The 14931-nt window shown below is 68.5% G+C and carries 17 protein-coding genes; 14 read left to right on the top strand and 3 right to left on the bottom strand.

The genetic code is table 11. From position 1 onward, the window contains the following. The first annotated feature begins 389 nt into the window (after positions 1 to 389). Positions 390 to 644 carry a hypothetical protein gene (locus ABLE92_RS09570; RefSeq protein ID WP_348804506.1) on the top strand — a complete coding sequence of 85 codons (255 nt, stop codon included), beginning with the start codon at positions 390 to 392 and terminating at the stop codon, positions 642 to 644. A 264-nt stretch (positions 645 to 908) separates the two neighbouring features. On the opposite strand, the gene ABLE92_RS09565 is transcribed toward ABLE92_RS09570, so the two are convergent. Together ABLE92_RS09565 and ABLE92_RS09560 are read right to left on the bottom strand one after the other, a co-directional pair. After that, positions 909 to 1502, bottom strand: a complete 594-nt coding sequence (locus ABLE92_RS09565) for an NINE protein (RefSeq protein ID WP_348804505.1) — start codon at positions 1500 to 1502, stop codon at positions 909 to 911. Positions 1503 to 1588: 86 nt separating this feature from the next. Further along, a complete protein-coding gene (locus ABLE92_RS09560) occupies positions 1589 to 2680 on the bottom strand; it encodes an alpha/beta fold hydrolase (protein ID WP_348804504.1) in 1092 nt (363 codons plus the stop codon). A 196-nt stretch (positions 2681 to 2876) separates the two neighbouring features. Here ABLE92_RS09560 and ABLE92_RS09555 point away from each other — a divergent pair, with 196 nt between their 5' ends. Then, on the top strand, positions 2877 to 3530 hold the full coding sequence (locus tag ABLE92_RS09555; protein WP_348804503.1) for a DedA family protein: 654 nt from the start codon (positions 2877 to 2879) through the stop codon (positions 3528 to 3530). On the opposite strand, the gene ABLE92_RS09550 is transcribed toward ABLE92_RS09555, so the two are convergent. Further along, positions 3521 to 4906 carry a MinD/ParA family ATP-binding protein gene (locus ABLE92_RS09550; RefSeq protein WP_425476216.1) on the bottom strand — a complete coding sequence of 462 codons (1386 nt, stop codon included), beginning with the start codon at positions 4904 to 4906 and terminating at the stop codon, positions 3521 to 3523. The two genes, ABLE92_RS09555 and ABLE92_RS09550, sit on opposite strands and share 10 nt — an antisense overlap. Positions 4907 to 5160: 254 nt before the next feature. Between ABLE92_RS09550 and ABLE92_RS09545 the strand changes: the two genes are divergently transcribed. From ABLE92_RS09545 to ahcY, 12 genes are all read left to right on the top strand, one after another. Further along, on the top strand, positions 5161 to 5520 hold the full coding sequence (locus tag ABLE92_RS09545) for a hypothetical protein (RefSeq protein ID WP_348804501.1): 360 nt from the start codon (positions 5161 to 5163) through the stop codon (positions 5518 to 5520). Between the two features lie 5 nt (positions 5521 to 5525). Then, entirely contained in the window at positions 5526 to 5825 is a 300-nt protein-coding gene (locus ABLE92_RS09540; protein WP_348804500.1) for a YbaB/EbfC family DNA-binding protein, read from the top strand. Between the two features lie 118 nt (positions 5826 to 5943). Beyond that, positions 5944 to 6252 carry a type VII secretion target gene (locus ABLE92_RS09535; RefSeq protein ID WP_348804499.1) on the top strand — a complete coding sequence of 103 codons (309 nt, stop codon included), beginning with the start codon at positions 5944 to 5946 and terminating at the stop codon, positions 6250 to 6252. 56 nt (positions 6253 to 6308) lie between these two features. Then, positions 6309 to 7613, top strand: a complete 1305-nt coding sequence (locus ABLE92_RS09530; protein WP_348804582.1) for a hypothetical protein — start codon at positions 6309 to 6311, stop codon at positions 7611 to 7613. Between the two features lie 52 nt (positions 7614 to 7665). Further along, positions 7666 to 7968 carry a PE family protein gene (locus ABLE92_RS09525; RefSeq protein WP_348804498.1) on the top strand — a complete coding sequence of 101 codons (303 nt, stop codon included), beginning with the start codon at positions 7666 to 7668 and terminating at the stop codon, positions 7966 to 7968. Then, positions 7965 to 8957, top strand: a complete 993-nt coding sequence (locus ABLE92_RS09520; protein ID WP_348804497.1) for a PPE domain-containing protein — start codon at positions 7965 to 7967, stop codon at positions 8955 to 8957. The genes ABLE92_RS09525 and ABLE92_RS09520 overlap by 4 nt, the downstream gene beginning before the upstream one ends. Next, complete coding sequence (locus ABLE92_RS09515; protein ID WP_348804496.1) at positions 8954 to 9763, top strand: ESX secretion-associated protein EspG; 810 nt, start codon at positions 8954 to 8956, stop codon at positions 9761 to 9763. Before ABLE92_RS09520 ends, ABLE92_RS09515 begins: the two co-directional genes overlap by 4 nt. A gap of 118 nt (positions 9764 to 9881) precedes the next feature. Further along, entirely contained in the window at positions 9882 to 10199 is a 318-nt protein-coding gene (locus tag ABLE92_RS09510; RefSeq protein ID WP_348804495.1) for a WXG100 family type VII secretion target, read from the top strand. Between the two features lie 61 nt (positions 10200 to 10260). After that, positions 10261 to 10563: a WXG100 family type VII secretion target gene (locus ABLE92_RS09505; RefSeq protein WP_348804494.1), complete on the top strand. Its 303-nt coding sequence runs from the start codon at positions 10261 to 10263 to the stop codon at positions 10561 to 10563. Between the two features lie 181 nt (positions 10564 to 10744). After that, a complete protein-coding gene (locus ABLE92_RS09500) occupies positions 10745 to 11674 on the top strand; it encodes a cation diffusion facilitator family transporter (RefSeq protein ID WP_348804581.1) in 930 nt (309 codons plus the stop codon). Between the two features lie 137 nt (positions 11675 to 11811). Continuing rightward, entirely contained in the window at positions 11812 to 13323 is a 1512-nt protein-coding gene (locus ABLE92_RS09495) for an APC family permease (protein ID WP_348804493.1), read from the top strand. 143 nt (positions 13324 to 13466) lie between these two features. Further along, positions 13467 to 14924: an adenosylhomocysteinase gene (ahcY, locus tag ABLE92_RS09490; RefSeq protein ID WP_348804492.1), complete on the top strand. Its 1458-nt coding sequence runs from the start codon at positions 13467 to 13469 to the stop codon at positions 14922 to 14924. Positions 14925 to 14931 lie beyond the last annotated feature (7 nt).

The following is a 14931-nucleotide window of genomic DNA, read 5'->3' as shown; positions in this document are numbered from 1 at the left end:
TCTATCGTTCGTGCACTCGCGAATGTCCCGCAGCGACGGGGATGCGCGGTCCCGGCACGCTCACGAGGACGTTGACAGCGCTCGCGAAAGCGCTGTCAGCGGTGCCCGGGTCAGGCACTGCGGCGGTCGGCGAGCCGTCGGCGCCACCCCGACCGTCGCGCAGATCGGTCTGCGGACCGACGATCCGGCGGCGTGGGCCGCGCGCGGCCGAGTTCGTCCGCCCCCACGTGACCGACGCCTTGTCGATCGACCTGCGTCCGGCACCGTCGGCGGCGCTCTGGCAAGCGCCGCTTCGACCTCGTTCCGCGTGCCGCGACCAAGCCGCCATCGCTCTACGCCGGCGTCGATCACATGGGGATCGGCATGAGCCGGCCGACTGGGAGGGCGCGATGCTGTTGCTGCGCTCGGTGTTCGGGATGGCCATCGAGGACGGGCTCGACGGTCCCGATGCCGTCGGCACCACGCGCAGCCAGGCACTGACCTCCGGCGACGGCGAGGCAGCAGCGGTGCGATTCGTCGCATCCATGGTGCCGTCACGACTCGACGGAGCTGGCCGCCTCGTCGGCGTGGCGGGCTCACGCATGTGGCCTTCGCCTGCGACGACATCCTCGCGACCGCCCGGGCGTGCGGCGAGCGGGGATTGAGCGCACCACCGATCCCCGAGAACCACCACGACGACCTGCAGGCGAGGTGCGATCTGGCACCGGAGGTCGTCGACGACCTCCGGCGTCATCACGTCCTGTACGACGCCGACGACACCGGTGGGGAGTTCTTCCACTTCTTCACCCCGACCATCGACGACGAATTGTTCTTCGAGGTCGTCTGCCGTCGCGGTGGCTACCGCAGATACGGGGAGGTCAACTCCCCGGTTCGGGTAGCGGCGGCTGGCCGCCGGCGGTTGAGGTCGCTCAGCTACGAAGCTTGCGACCCTGCGGATCGCGCACACTGCCGACGAACATCATGATGGCGTCGACGAAGACCCAGATGCCGATACCGGCGAGGATGAGCCAGCCGATGAGTAACAAGAAGCCGCCGAAGGCCGCTCCTCCTCCACCGGTGGACGCGGCTGCTGCGATCGCACCGACGATGATCAGGAACCAGCCGAAGACGTTGCCGCCGAGCTGGAAGCAGGCGATCTTCATGTCACCGATGTAGAAGCGTCCGGCGGCGAAACCGCCGAGGAACAGCTGCAGGAGCCCGGCGGTCAGCTTGCTCTTGTCCGACAGCGGCTCGCCGGTCAGCGGGTCGACGTTGTAAGCGCCATAGCCCGGTTGGGCGCCGTAGGCGCCGTAACCCGGCTGGGCCCCGTAACCCGGCTGGGCCCCGTAACCCGGCTGGGCCCCGTAGGCGGGCTGGGCGCCATAGGGTTGCGCACCGTATCCCGGCTGGGAACCATAACCGGGCTGGGAGCCGTAACCGGGCTGGGCACCATAGCCGGGCTGGGAACCGTACGGGGACTGGCCCTGATCACCCGGCTGTCCGGGGTACTGCGGATAACTCATGCGCCCATACTCTCATGGCTTCCCGGGATCGGGTGTCGCGGCGTCATCCTTCTGACAGACCCGGCGAGGGTATCGCCGGCGCCGATTCAGGTGGCGCTGCGTTCGTCCTCGATGGCGTCGAGGACCGCCTCGACAGTCTCTTCGTCGCCGACGAACTCCTGGGGACGGACCCCGCCGGTCGACATCAGTTCACGCCAGTTCTGCGGATCGAAAACCACCGGATCGGTCCGTTCCAGGAACCCGGTGACCACCTGCACGAACCGCTCGGGGTCGTCGTGGAAGGGGAAATGTCCCGCGTTCGGGAATGGCACGAGCTCGGAATGCGGTATCGCGGCATGGCCGATCAGTGCGTGCTCGTAGGGGATGACGGTGTCCTTCTCGCCCCAGATGAACAGCACCGGCAGTCGTTCGGTGAGGTAACAACGGTCGAGCATGGTGACGGCCTGCCCGCGCCAGTCGACGACGGCCCGCAGGGTCCGCAGGAACGCCGCGGAGGCGTGGGGATCGGCGAGATCGCCGAGAACCCGGACGAGGTCCTCGTGGTCGTTGAGTGCGTTCTTCGGAGAGATGGACCGGGGGACGAAGGGAACGTGCGGCAGCGACACCAGGGCCGAGGTCGCGGTACGCACGGCGGGCATCACGCCGGGAATCCGCAGCAGGGTGAGGATCTCGTTGACCACCGGCAGCGTCGCCAATCGCAGGGCCGGGTTCACCTCCCGGGTGACACCGCCGGCCGCGACGAGCACGAGCCGTTCGGCGAATCGCGGGAACTGATAGCAGAACTGCATGGCGACACCACCGCCGAGCGAATGTCCGACGACGGTGACCTTGCTGATGCCCAGGACGACGAGCAGATCGCGCATGCCGTTGGCGAAGGCCGGCACGGAGTAGTCGGCGCGCGGTTTGTCCGAGCGGCCGTGCCCGAGGAGGTCCGGTGCGATCACCGTGTAGTGCTGGGCGAGCATCGGGATGATCTCGTTCCAGGTCGACGAGTTGTCGCCGATGCCGTGGATCAGCAGCAATGCCGGACCGCTCCCGGCGATCCGGTAGGCGCGTCGATATCCGTGGATGGTGTGGTACTCCACCCGGACCTCGGTGTCGGAGACCGGCCGCAGGTTGGGGGTGGCCGATGCCTTGGGGCGGGTGGCTGTGGGACCCGGGGGCTGTGGTCCGGACACGGTGAACTCCTCGACTTCACGGCGTTGTGAAAACGCTTGTCGGCGGTTTTCTTCCGCCGGATTCTTACTGTCGAGTTAACACCAGGTTGGGACTTTTCGCCCGTCGTGTTGCATCGAGTTAACGTGCCGGCGAAACCCTCGGCGGGCCCCGGCTGCGGCGGCGTCGCGCTCCGCGCACGACCTAGGGTGGACGGTGATGAATCCCTTCGACATCGACTCGTTTCTCGCGACCGGCGGCGTGATCGGCCTGTGCGTGCTGATGTTCGTCGAGACCGGCATCCTGATCGGGTTCCTGTTTCCCGGTGACTCGGTGCTCTTCACCGCCGGAGTCCTTGCCGCCCAGCCGAATCCGTTCGCCTCGGTGTGGTGGCTGTGCATCGTGGTGCCGATCTCGGCCGCCCTCGGCGATCAATGTGGCTACTTCATCGGTCGGCGCGTCGGCCGGTCGGTGATCGAGGGACGGATGCTGGCGGCGGTCGGACCCGACTACATCGACCGCACGCACCGCTACTTCGAGCGTTATGGGCCGCTGACCGTCTTCTTCGGCCGTTTCATCGGCGTCGTGCGGACGCTGACCCCGCTGGTCGCCGGGTTCAGCGGCATGCCGCATCGGGTGTTCACCCTGTTCTCGATCCTCGGCAGTGTCTGCTGGGCCGCCGGGATCATCCTCCTCGGATACTTCCTCGGCCAGGTACCGCTGATCCGCGATCACCTCGAGGTGTTCATCATCGCGTCGGTCCTGACGGTGGCCGTTCCGATGGCGATCGGGGTGACGCGCCGTTATCTGCAGCGGCGGCGGGGAGCGGCCCGGAACGAGGTGGGTGATCGCGAGGCGGGCGGTCAGCCGTAGAACGGCTCCTCGTGCCGCATCGGGGCGAAGTCGTCGGCCACCGTCGCCGCGAGGTCGACGAAGGCGTGGCGGGTGGCCTTGCTGACCAGTTCGAGGTCCACATCGGCACCCTCGGAGAGGTGGTCGTCGAACGGGATGACGTGTACCGCACGGCAGCGGGTGAGGAAGTGCTGCGCGAGTTGATCGGTGTCGATCGTCGACGCCCCGGGACGCGACGCGCTGAGCACGACGATCGCTCGGGACACCAGATGCCCGTGCCCGTGCGCCTGTAACCAGTCGAGCGTCGCGCCGGCGCTGCGGGCCCCGTCGAGCGCCGGTGAGGACACCAGGATGATCGTGTTCGCGAGGTCGAGCACGCCACGCATCGCCGAGTGGGACAGTCCGGTGCCGCAGTCGGTGATGATCAGGTTGTAGAACCGCTGCAGGATGGTGATGACGCCGCGGTACTCCTCTTCGCTGAACGCCTCGGCCATCGCCGGATCCCGTTCGGAGGCGAGAACCTCCAGTCGGCTCGGCGCCTGCGACGTGTGGGCCCGGACGTCGCTGTAGCGGTAGACATTGTCATCGGCGAGCAGGTTGCGCACCGTCGACGCGGTCTGCTGTGGGACGCGCTGGGCGAGGGTCCCGAGATCCGGGTTTGCGTCGACGGCGATCACCCGATCACCACGCAGCGACGCGAACGTCGAGCCCAAACCGACTGTGGTGGTGGTCTTTCCGACGCCGCCCTTGAGGGAGAGCACCGCGATGCGATAGTCGCCGCGGACCGGCCGGCGCAGCCGCTCGAGGAGCTGCTGATGGCGCAGATCCTCGGCGGAGTCGCCCGGGTTGATGGTCCCCGCCGAGAGGGTGTGGACCGCACGTCGCCAGCCTCGGCTGGGCGCCCGACGGGCCTTGCGCAGCAGCGCGACCTCGTCGAGGGTGGGCCCGGGCGCATGGAATCCGTTCGGCGCCGGTGCGGGAGTCGGTGGTGCGGATGCGTGTACGGGTGCGAGGTTCGGCGACGGGACGAATGCCGGTGGGGGCGGGCCGAATCCGGTCCCGGGTTGCGGGTGATGGGTCGCGGGCATCGGCTCGGGTGGGGGAGCCGATGGCGGAGTGGCCGGCGGGAACACTCCCGTTTCCGGTGCGACGGTCGGGTGCGGCATCGGATACCCGGGGGCCACCGCGACCGGTGCGCCCGGTCCCGGGGCGGCGTCGGGCGGGGTCGGGTGCACGGGTGGGGTCGGGTCGACGGGCGGCACCGGAGCGAACTGCAACCAGGGCGGCGGCATCGGTGCCGGGAGATCCGGTCGGGTCGGTTCCTGTTGCGCCGTGTGGTCGTGAGTCATCGTTCCCCCTGCCCTCGATGGGACCTTGGTCATTGCTCCTGGGTCCATTGCTGCTGGTGATCGCAGTTCGGCGAGTTTATACACGGCGCCGCCGTCGACGAACGGTCTCGGGTGAGATTCGCCGAACCGGGGGCCTGTGGATTGTTGCGCTGCACGGCCTGTGATCTGTGGCATCATCTCATCTCACTGTGATCGGCGCCCGATTCATCCCAGTCGACCGAGATGCCGGTGAAAAGAATTTCGGTCGAGATGGAACCGATGAGGCGGGACGCGCGTCCAACGTGAGGAATCAAGAGGGGGACATGATGATTGATCACGCCGACCCGCCGGTGCACGGCGGTGACCATCCGACGTCGAGCGCGCGATCCCGAGATGGCGGTGTCTCGGTGGTGACCACCGCCGAGGGACTCCCACTGACGGTGCGCATCGCCGACGCGCGGTTGTCGAGCCCGCCGCAGGCGCTGGCCGACGAGATCCTCCGGCTGTGCCGACAATCGTCGATGGCGGCCGGGATCGCGCTGCGCCTGCAGTTGGCACAGTCGGGCACTCCTGCCGACGTCCTGGACTCGCTGGGCCTGCCCACGCCGGACGATCTGGCCGGGCAGGAACTCCGCGATGATGACGATCACGGCGCCCCGGCGTCCTGGCTGCGGTCGGTGTAGGCGAGATGACCTGGGCGATGGACGAATTGGAGGCCCGCGCGGCGTCGCAGTTGGGACGTCTGCAGGATTTCTCGGAGGCGCTGGCCGGGATTCGGGTGCGGGAGACCTCGGCCGACGATCTGGTGACCGTCGAGGTGGACGGGGCAGGGGCACTGACCGGACTGTGGCTTGCCGATGTCCCCGCCGGATTCGGCGGGATGCGCCTCGGCGAATCGATCGCGGCGACCGCGATGCGCGCGGCGCATCGCGCCTTCGCCCGGCGGGCCGAACTGACCGAGGATTTCGCGGCCGCGTTCACCGGGTGAACCGGCAACCACATCACCACGCACCACATCAACACGCATTCACATCGACCACGCCGGCGACGTAGGTGTGTTGGATCAACGAAGTCGATCAACCCAGCCGATCAACAAGGGGGAGAACGTGGACGACGTCACAGTCACTCCGGGAACGCTCGAAGGTTTCGCGGCCACCCATGCCGCGATCGGAGCCGCGGTGGCCTCGGCGGGGGCGGTGAACGCTGCGGCCACGACAGCGGCCATGGTCCCCGTCTTCGGTCTCATCGGGCAGGAGTTCTTGGGCGCCTTCATCGGCGCACAGGCCAATCACCTTCTGTCCGTGGGCAATCTCGCGGCGGTTCACGCCGCCACGGCGGCCGGGGCGGTGGCCGGTCTCGCCGAGTTCGAGGCCGTCGACGCCGCCAATGCCGCCACGCTCCGGGCGGGGCGGTGACCGGCGGGCACCCCGGCGCCCCGGGGCCGGCGCCGGCGATCCCCGCCGCATCGGAGATGTCGGTCAACGACATGATCGCCGCGACACCGCTGGGACCCATCCTCGACCGGCCGGTCGGCGAGGTGCTCGCCGGGCTGGGACTGCCGCCACTGCCCCAGTTGCCGTCACTTCCGCCGATGCCCGGTCTACCACCGCTGCCCGTCATCGACGTGGGTCAGCTCGTCAAACCCATCGTCGATCTGCTCGGGGGCTTCGGTACCGGCGACCTGTCGGCGGCCGAGTTCGACCCCACCACGATCTTCGACGGACTGTCGACGGTCCTCGAGACGTCGATGTCGATGGCCCAGGCGGCGATGAAGATCGGGGACCAACTCTGGAGCGGTCAGGCGTCGATGTCGGCGATCGCGAAGACGGGGGAGGCCGGAGTCGACGGTGGGCGCCTGGCCACCCAGGGCACCGGGATGTCGATCGACATCCAGGCCGCCGCGGGCATCGTCGCGGCCGGTGTCGCGGCGCTGCAGGCGGTCCTGGTCGCCACCATCGGCCGGATCACCGCCGCGGTGGCGTTGTCGGGTCCCGCCGCGCTGCCGGTGGCGGTGTCGCTGGCCGGGGCCGGGCTCGCCGAGGCGTCCGCGGTCGTGGCCGCCACGCGCGCCCAATTGCTGGCACCCACAACGCATATGACGGTCAACGGTGCACCCGTCCCGGTGACCGGGGCACCCGCGGTGACCGCGGGATCGTCGCCGTCTCCGTTCGCGATGGCGGGCACGGTTCTCGATGCCCTGTCGCCGCTGGTGTCCACCGCGGGGCAGGTCCCGTCCATGGTGGCCGCACCGCTTCGGCAGGCGCTGACCGCGGCCGGCCCCGCGATGCGGCCCGCGGCGTATGAGACCACGACCACGACGGCCGGCGCCCCCGTCGGCGGACGAGGCGCCGAGGCCGGCCGCACGATGACGGCGGGCGGCGGAAGCGCGCCGAACGGCGGTGGATCGGGCGGCGGTGGTGTCGGTGTCCCGGCGGTGCCGTTGGGCGCGGCCCGGCCGTCGGTACCGACGATGGTCGGCGCCACCGAGCCGGCCGCCTTCTCCCCGGGATCGGCCGTGCGAACCGCGGCGGTGGCGAGTGCACCGATGCCCGCCTCGATGGCGCCGCTGGCGGCGGCCGGCGCGGCCCGCGGAGCGGGCGTGTCCGGCGATCCGCACGACATCCCCGACTATCTGGTCACCGAGGACAACGGGGTGCGGGTGGTCGGCCTGGTGCCCGACGTGGCACCGCCGGTGCTCGGCGCCGACGCGGAGGCCGAGACCGAACCCGGCCCCGACATCCGTCTGCAACTCGGTCTGGACCTCCCACGGTCCTGATGGCCGTCATCCCTCGTTCCCTCGAACCCGCCCCCGATCCCCTGGAGTCCTCATGTCATCTCGGTTCCTCGCCATCGATCCATCCGAAGTGGCCTCCGCTGCAGCCGATCTCGACCGGATCGCACAGCGATTGACCGATGCGCTCGGAATGGCGCGACCAGTCACCGCGGTGACCGCGCCGGCGCGTGACGAGGTGTCGGTGGGCACCGCCGCGGCGGCCTCGGAACTCGGGACGCAGTTCGGCGTCGACGCCGCCTCGGGAATCCACGAGTTACGCAAGATCGCCGCGGTGCTGCGCGCTGCGGCCTCCGGCATGGACGCCGCCGACGATGCGAGCGCGGCCGGGTTCCGATGACCGGATTCACCGGAGTCATCTGGGATGCGCGGACTCCTCGGCGCCTCGCCGACGATCTCGGTGCCGGACCGGGCGCCGCGCCACTCCACGAGGCCGCCGCGTCCTGGCTGGCGCTTGCCGACGAATTCGGCACGGCGGCAGCGGAATACGCATCCATCGTCTCCCGGCTGCGTGAGCACTGGGAATCGGGGGCGGCGCAGCCCGCGCTGGATCACCTCGCGAGGGTCACCGGGTGGCTGGTCGAGGCCGCAGCACGTGCCACGACCACGGCGTTGACGCTCGGTGCCCAGGCCGCCGCCGTGGATGCCGCCCGCCTGGCGATGCCCGACCTCGGTGAGATCGACCTCCTCGCCTCGATCGCCGACGCCGCGCTGTCGGTGACGGCACTGACGCCCCTGGCGACCGGCGCCGCCGCCCATGCCGAGCGGGCGGTCCACGACCAACGGATGCGCGCCGCCCGGGTGATGGAGGCCTATGAGGCGGCCGGAACGCCGCTGTGCACCCGGCCACCGGAGGCCGCACCGGCGCCGATCGTGGTGTCCGATGCCGCCCTCGTCGCCGAGCGGCACCCGGCGCCGCGGCCTCCGGTCCAGGAGCATCACCACCCGAACGCCGCGAGCGCCTCCGGTGCCGGATCGCTTGCCGCAGCCATGATTCCGGCCGTCGCGGTGCCACGCGGCAACTACCACCCGGTGGTGCCGACATCGTCTCCGGTGGCACCGGTGGCGACGGCGCCGAAGGTCTCCGACGACGCGCTCGCCCCCTCCGCCGGTCTGCCGCCACCGGTGTCGCCGGCGGCGCCGACCGTCGGTGAGCGGGCCACCGTACGTACGGTCGTCGACGCCGAGACCATGCCGGCGGCCGGGGACTCCGCGGAGGTGCCGCAGACGTGGGCGGAGGTGGCGGTGGCCGCGGGGCCCGCGCCCGGCGCGCCGGATTCCCGATACATGACCCAGACGGTGACGCCGGCCGAGGGGAGCGGTCGATGATCGCGACCTCGATCCGACTCGACACCGGTGCCGCGGTCAGGCTCGCCCAGCGGTGTGGGATGACCGACTGGCCGGTGGCGATGGCGGTGTACCCGAGCGCGGACCGGATCGACGAGGCGACGGCGGCCGCAGCTCACGCCGATCGCATCCTCGAATCCTCCGGGCTGCTGGACGCGGGCCGGCCGGCCGCGTGGGTGAGCGACGCCGTCGAGGTCCTCGCAGACCCGGAGCGTGAGCTCGAGATCCGCACCGTCGCAACCGATACGGTACAACGCGCCTGCCTTGTCCGGCGCGGCACCCTGCACACGCTCGTCATCGACGATGGTACGCATATGGTGCTGCGGCTCGTCGAGGCCGCCGACACCGCGCGACTCGGCGAACTGGTGAGCCGCGAGGTGATACCGGCACTGCACGGGGTGTGCCCACCGCTGCGCATCGGCGATATCAGCGCTCCGGCAGACGAACTCGCGCAAGTGCTGGGGCATGCCGGCGACCGGGCGGCGCTGAGTTCGGCACTGGCCGGTATCGGTGCCGATTCGACCGACACCGCCCAGTTGTGTGCTGCCCTCGTATCGTGCCGGCGGAGAACCGAGATCGTGGCGGTCGGCAGGGTCGAGGGCCGCGCGGTGCAGTGTCGTGGGACCGTCGGCATCGCCGACACGGAATGTGGACGAATCCTGTTCAGTCCCAACGAATCTCCTGACGGGATCGTGTGGACCACCCTCACCTCCGGGATCGATTCTCGCATCGGCCGGGCCATCGCCGGGCTGCTCGAGACCATCCCGGGAGGTGGGTGGTTTCCGTGACCTCGTCAGGTCCCGACGGGGTCATCGCCCGTGAGGGAATCATTCAGTGGCACCCGCCCGGGTTGTCGCTTCGGGGGCATCGCAATGCCGGTGCCGACATCTATGAGGAGGAGCACCGATGAATCTCAATGGAGCTGTTGATCTCGACGTCGCGTCGGGAATGTCCACCGCGCAATCGGTTTCGCAGATCGTCGACGAGATGCAGGGCATCATCCGGCAGATCGCCGGCACCGCGTCGACCGGCATGGCCAGTTGGAACGGCCGGGCGTCCACCGCCTTCGACTCCACCCACTCGGACTGGAACTCGTCGGCGACGGCACTGAACCAGGCCCTCGACGACATCCGGACGCAGTTGACCGCCGGTTTCACCGGTTACGAGGACCACGACGGGGCCGCGGCGGCAGGGTTCGCCGGTCAGGGTCCGCTCAACCTGTAGACCAGCCCCGACCCCGCCACACCCATTCACCCACATCGCATCACGACAGAAGGAGATCGACATGTCCGGAAGAATCCGATACGACTTCGGCGCCCTCGGTGACCTCGAAGGGGGTCTCGGCGCCCAGTTCAACCGCCTCGAAGACCTCGCATCGCAGCTCAAGACCCAGGTGGCCGCGCTCGACGGCAACTGGCATTCGCCGGCGGCGAAGCAGGCCTACGACCAGGCGCAACAGACCTGGGACCGGGTCTTCAGCGGGTCCCGGGAGCAGTTGCTGGGCATCCAGCGCGGCGTCACCAATGCCCGCACCGTCATGGCCGACACCGACAGCACCATCGCCCGGGGCTTCGGCGGACTCGCCTGAGGTCTGAGGTAGAAGTCTCTCGATCCCGTCGCCCCCGTCGCCCGGCCGGGTGACGGGATCGAGAGCGGTCGACGGCGGCCGGGTCGGAGGAGGACCGCGCGCCCACCCCGGTCGCGCTCATCCCGGCTAGAGTCGGTGTGTTCATCGCCATCTGGGCATGTCCGGCAATTGGGAGGAAGTCGTGTCCGCCGAGGGTTCCAAGAAGGCCATCATCGCGGCGCTGTCGGCCAACGCCGGCATCGCCGTTGCCAAGTTCGCCGGATTCGCGATCACCGGTTCGTCGTCGATGCTCGCCGAGGGCGTGCACTCGGTGGCCGACACCGCCAACCAGGGATTGCTGCTCGTCGGCCAGAACCGGGCGGGCAAACGTGCCGACAAACTGCACCCGTTCGGCTACGGCCGCAGCCGCTACTTCTACTCCTTCATCGTCGCACTGGTGATCTTCGCCCTCGGATCCCTGTTCGCGCTGTACGAGGGTGTCGAGAAGATCACCCACGCACACGATCACGGCCTGGAATCGCCACTGGTCGCCGTGATCATCCTGCTGGTCGCGATCTGCCTGGAGTCCTACAGCTTCGCCACCGCCGCGCGCGAATCCCGTCCGCTGAAGGGATCGTCGAGCTGGTGGCGATTCATCCGCAACTCCCGCAATCCCGAACTGCCGGTGGTGCTGCTCGAGGACACCGGGGCACTGATCGGTCTGGTCCTGGCCCTCGGTGGCGTCGGGTTGACCATGATCACCGGCGACGCGATCTGGGACGGCATCGGCACCGTCTGCATCGGTGTGCTGCTCGGCGTCATCGCGATCGTGCTGATCGTCGAGATGAAGAGCCTGCTGATCGGTGAGGGTGCCACCGACGAGGAGGAACGCCAGATCCTCGACGCCCTCGCCGCCGACGGCGTGGACCGGGTGATCCACATGAAGACCCAGTACCTCGGACCCGACGAACTGCTCGTGGCGGCCAAGATCGCCATGCCACGGTCGGCAGACCTGGCCACGGTGGCCACCGCGATCGACGATGCCGAGGGGCGGATTCGTGCGGCGGTACCGCAGGCGCGGATCATCTACCTCGAACCCGACATCGACCGCAGCGGTCTCGGCCAGGGGTGAGACGGGTGAGCGCCCCGAAGACATGTCCTTGGGCCGAAGGCGATTTGCGCGCGGGTGAGCGGCCGGTCCGATAGCGTCGGGGAGATCACGTCCACACCGGCGCTCACGCGCGCCGCGGAGATGAGGAGGTCGAGCGCATGGCGAACCCGTTGACACGCATCAAATCGGTGGAACAGTCGATGGCCGACACCGACGAGCCCGGCCACCAACTCCGAAAGAACCTCACCGCCTTCGACCTGATGGTCTTCGGCGTCTCGGTGGTGATCGGTGCCGGTATCTTCACCATCACCGCGACGACGGCGGGCAACAAGGCCGGACCCGCGATCTCGTTGTCGTTCATCATGGCCGCCATCGCGTGCGCGCTCGCCGCGCTCTGCTACGCGGAGTTCGCCTCGACGGTGCCGGTGGCCGGCTCCGCCTACACCTTCGGTTACGCCACCTTCGGGGAGTTCCTCGCCTGGATCCTCGGATGGGATCTCATCCTCGAATTCGCGGTCGGCGCATCCGTGGTGGCCAAGGGCTGGTCGTCGTATCTGGGTAGCGTCTTCGGATTCTCCGGCGGCACAGTCGATGTCGGATCGGTGACGATCGACTGGGGAGCGGTGATCATCGTCGCGGTGGTGACGACGCTGCTGGTCCTGGGCACCAAACTGTCATCCCGGTTCAGCGCGGTCATCACCGCCATCAAGGTCGCCGTCGTCCTGCTGGTGATCGTGGTCGGATTCTTCTACGTCAAGACCGAGAACTACAGTCCCTTCGTGCCGCCGGCCGAAACCGCCGGGGACGCACACAAATCCGTCGACTCCTCGCTGTTCTCCCTCATCACCGGCGGCGGTGAGAGTTCCTACGGCTGGTACGGCGTCCTCGCCGCGGCCTCGATCGTCTTCTTCGCCTTCATCGGATTCGACGTGGTGGCCACCACCGCCGAGGAGACGCGCAACCCGCGCAAGGACGTGCCGCGCGGCATCCTCGGGTCGCTGGCGATCGTCACCGTCCTCTACGTGCTGGTCACGATCGTGGTGACCGGCATGGTCAGTTACAAGGAGCTGGCCACCTCCGCCGGCGACGGGGAACCCAAGAATCTGGCCACCGCCTTTGCACTGAACGGGGTGACCTGGGCGGAGAAGACCATCGCCGTCGGCGCCCTCGCCGGTCTGACCACGGTGGTGATGGTGCTGATGCTGGGGCAGTCGCGGGTGTTGTTCGCGATGTGCCGCGACGGTCTGCTGCCGCGTGGGCTGGCCCGGACCAGCCCGCGATTCGGGACCCCGGCCCGGCTGACCATCCTGATCGGTGTCGTCGTGGCCGTCGTCGCCGGCTTCTTCCCGATCGACAAGCTCGAGGAGATGGTGAACGTCGGCACGCTCTTCGCGTTCATCGTGGTCGCGGCCGGGGTGATGATCCTGCGCGCCAAGCGCCCCGATCTCGATCGCGGTTTCACCGTCCCCGGCGGACCGATCATCCCGGTGCTCGCGATCATCTCCTGCGTGTGGCTGATGCTGAACCTGACTGCCCTGACCTGGATCCGGTTCGTCGTCTGGATGGTGATCGGGGTGGCGATCTACTTCCTGTACGGCATGCGGCACTCGATGGTCGGCAAGCGGGAACGCGGCGAGGTCGACGACGAGGTCAGCCTCGACAAATCCTGACCGACGGCGCCGGTGGCGGTGCAGTCTGTGTCCGATAGCCTGATGCTCGGACAGCGCGGTGGTGCGCCGATGCGCGCGAGGGGACCACTGCACCGACAGATCTGACCATCACCGACAGATACGCCGATACGCAAGGGGACCAGATGACCGCACTCCAGGCAGAGCACAGCAACGGAATCGACTTCAAGGTCGCCGACCTCGCGCTCGCCGACTTCGGCCGCAAGGAGATCGAACTCGCCGAGCACGAGATGCCCGGACTGATGTCGCTGCGCCGGGAGTACGCCGACGTCGCACCGCTCAAGGGAGCCCGGGTCTCCGGGTCGCTGCACATGACCATCCAGACCGCGGTCCTCATCGAAACCCTGGTCTCGCTGGGCGCCGAGGTCCGATGGGCGTCGTGCAACATCTTCTCCACCCAGGACCACGCCGCCGCCGCCGTCGTGGTCGGACCGCACGGCACCCCGGATGCGCCCGCGGGCGTTCCGGTCTTCGCGTGGAAGGGCGAGACCCTCGAGGAGTACTGGTGGGCCGCCGAGCAGATGCTCACCTGGCCCGATGAGCCGGCCAACATGATCCTCGACGACGGTGGCGACGCCACCATGCTGGTGCTGCGGGGCGCCGAGTTCGAGAAGGCCGGTGTGGTGCCGTCCGCCGACGAGAACGATTCCGCCGAGTACAAGGTGTTCCTCGACCTGCTGAGCGCGAGCTTCGAGAAGGACGCCACCAAGTGGAGCACCATCGCCGAATCGGTCAAGGGTGTCACCGAGGAGACCACCACCGGTGTGCTGAGGCTCTACCAGTTCGCCGCGGCCGGTGACCTCGCCTTCCCGGCGATCAACGTCAACGACTCGGTCACCAAGTCGAAGTTCGACAACAAGTACGGCACCCGCCACTCGCTGATCGACGGCATCAACCGCGGCACCGACGTCCTCATCGGTGGCAAGAAGGTGCTGATCTGCGGTTACGGTGACGTCGGCAAGGGCTGTGCGGAATCTCTCGCCGGCCAGGGCGCCCGCGTGCAGGTCACCGAGATCGACCCGATCAACGCCCTGCAGGCGCTGATGGACGGATTCGACGTCGTGACGGTCGAGGGTGCGATCGGTGACGCCGACATCGTCATCACCTCCACCGGCAACAAGGACATCATCCTGCTCGATCACATGAAGCAGATGAAGCATCAGGCGATCCTGGGCAACATCGGCCACTTCGACAACGAGATCGACATGGCCGGACTCGAGCGGTCCGGCGCCAAGCGGATCGTCATCAAGCCGCAGGTCGACCAGTGGATCTTCGACGACGGTCACTCGATCATCGTGCTCAGCGAAGGACGCCTGCTGAACCTGGGCAATGCGACCGGCCATCCGTCGTTCGTGATGAGCAACAGCTTCTCCAACCAGGTGATCGCGCAGATCGAACTGTGGACCAAGAACGACGAGTACGACAACGAGGTGTACCGGCTGCCCAAGCACCTCGATGAGAAGGTCGCGCGCATCCACGTCGAGGCACTCGGCGGGGAGCTGACCAAGCTCACCAAGGAGCAGGCCGAATACATCAACGTCGACGTCGAGGGCCCGTACAAGCCGGAGCACTACCGCTACTGATCGGCGG

Origin of the sequence: Gordonia oleivorans, assembly GCF_040044975.1 — a bacterium.
GTDB lineage: Bacteria > Actinomycetota > Actinomycetes > Mycobacteriales > Mycobacteriaceae > Gordonia > Gordonia oleivorans.
The sequence above is the reverse complement of the archived record's forward strand: the minus strand, read 5'-3'. Positions and strand labels throughout refer to the sequence as shown.

Bases quoted from the DNA above. Each gene is read 5' to 3' on its own strand.
- ABLE92_RS09570 (WP_348804506.1), top strand. From the start codon at position 390: ATGCTGTTGCTGCGCTCGGTGTTCGGGATGGCCATCGAGGACGGGCTC.
- ABLE92_RS09565 (WP_348804505.1), bottom strand. From the start codon at position 1,502: ATGAGTTATCCGCAGTACCCCGGACAGCCGGGTGATCAGGGCCAGTCC.
- ABLE92_RS09555 (WP_348804503.1), top strand. From the start codon at position 2,877: ATGAATCCCTTCGACATCGACTCGTTTCTCGCGACCGGCGGCGTGATC.
- ABLE92_RS09550 (WP_425476216.1), bottom strand. From the start codon at position 4,906: ATGGACCCAGGAGCAATGACCAAGGTCCCATCGAGGGCAGGGGGAACG.
- ABLE92_RS09545 (WP_348804501.1), top strand. From the start codon at position 5,161: ATGATGATTGATCACGCCGACCCGCCGGTGCACGGCGGTGACCATCCG.
- ABLE92_RS09540 (WP_348804500.1), top strand. From the start codon at position 5,526: ATGACCTGGGCGATGGACGAATTGGAGGCCCGCGCGGCGTCGCAGTTG.
- ABLE92_RS09530 (WP_348804582.1), top strand. From the start codon at position 6,309: ATGTCGGTCAACGACATGATCGCCGCGACACCGCTGGGACCCATCCTC.
- ABLE92_RS09525 (WP_348804498.1), top strand. From the start codon at position 7,666: ATGTCATCTCGGTTCCTCGCCATCGATCCATCCGAAGTGGCCTCCGCT.
- ABLE92_RS09520 (WP_348804497.1), top strand. From the start codon at position 7,965: ATGACCGGATTCACCGGAGTCATCTGGGATGCGCGGACTCCTCGGCGC.
- ABLE92_RS09515 (WP_348804496.1), top strand. From the start codon at position 8,954: ATGATCGCGACCTCGATCCGACTCGACACCGGTGCCGCGGTCAGGCTC.
- ABLE92_RS09510 (WP_348804495.1), top strand. From the start codon at position 9,882: ATGAATCTCAATGGAGCTGTTGATCTCGACGTCGCGTCGGGAATGTCC.
- ABLE92_RS09505 (WP_348804494.1), top strand. From the start codon at position 10,261: ATGTCCGGAAGAATCCGATACGACTTCGGCGCCCTCGGTGACCTCGAA.
- ABLE92_RS09495 (WP_348804493.1), top strand. From the start codon at position 11,812: ATGGCGAACCCGTTGACACGCATCAAATCGGTGGAACAGTCGATGGCC.
- ahcY (WP_348804492.1), top strand. From the start codon at position 13,467: ATGACCGCACTCCAGGCAGAGCACAGCAACGGAATCGACTTCAAGGTC.